The organism is Mesorhizobium abyssinicae (assembly GCF_049887195.1).
Taxonomy (GTDB): domain Bacteria; phylum Pseudomonadota; class Alphaproteobacteria; order Rhizobiales; family Rhizobiaceae; genus Mesorhizobium; species Mesorhizobium abyssinicae.
The window spans coordinates 1-1143 of the sequence record NZ_JARAKC010000089.1 but is presented as its reverse complement, the minus strand read 5'-3'; the positions used below and the strand labels follow the sequence as shown (position 1 = coordinate 1143).

Annotated in this window: 1 protein-coding gene; it reads left to right on the top strand. The window is 60.8% G+C overall.

Going from position 1 to position 1143, the window contains the following annotated elements:
• Positions 1-1143, top strand: a 1143-nt coding sequence (locus PU724_RS33740) for a hypothetical protein (protein ID WP_426213826.1), incomplete at both ends; no start/stop codon positions are given.

Below are 1143 nucleotides of genomic sequence, written 5' to 3'. Positions count from 1 at the left end.
CTCACCAGGCTGCCGTCGTTCAGCAAACGCGCAGGCGCAGGCGCGACCGCGAGCACCCGGACGAGGCGCTTTTAGCCGCCTACCGTGACGACGCGGCTAAAACAGCCAAGGTGAGTGAAAGCTCGATCAGTGGCGATATAGTGGCGCTGCGCAAGTTCAGCAAATGGCTTGACGAGAACCATCGGACCCAGATCGCCGGCCGGATTGAGGACCCGGGGTTGGACGCGCTGGCGAAGAACTTTGTGGGCAACGATGCCGTACTACTGAGCGACACCAAAGTGGCATTGGGAAGGCTCCGACAACATTCTGCCGGACAGCCTGTGACGGCTGCTTCGACTGTTCGACTCGGCACCAAGGACGATGAGGTACTCTTCGCCCAATACCGGGCAGAAGCCGTGGCCCGCCTCAAAGCACCAACCTTGGGGAACGATCTAGCGGCGCTGCGCAAGTTCAGCACATGGCTTCACGAGAATCACCAGAGCCAAATCCACGGTCGGATTGAGGACGAGCAGCTGGACAGCCTGGCGAAGAACTTCGCGGGCAACGATGCCGTACTATTGAGCGACATCAACGTGGCGTTGCGAAGGCTCCGGCAGCATTCTGCCGGACAGACTGTCACAACAGCTAGATCGCGCTCGGTCAGCGAAGACAACCAGGTGATCGAAGATGCATGTCGGGCAGCTGCAAGCAGGTACGGAAAAGACACGCTAAATAACTATCGGAGTACTTTGGGTCGTTTCAACAGCTGGCTTAGTCAGAACTTCGGCAAGGGCATTGCCCAGATTGAACCCGCGGTGCTGAGCCGGGCGGTTGACGAGTACAAGAAGAACGTAGGCCCCCGTTTCGGCACAGCCTGGGGCTTTCTGCAGAAATACCGGCAAATGGTCGCAGCCAACAATGCGCTGGGCCTGTCAGCCCATGGGCAAGCGGCCCCGCGCGAGCAGCCAAGCGGCCCGGCCATAGGAACTGCCCAGAGCACCTCACCCTTGGCGCCAACGGCTACCAATGTGCCGCAGTTCCATCAGACGACATCGCTCCCGCCAGAATTGGCCCCCGTGCCGGCCCCATCCTCGCCTGCTCAAAGTGCCGACTCGTCCTCGACCTTCGCCGGCCTTGCGCCGCTGTCGCCCACACCTTATCGGC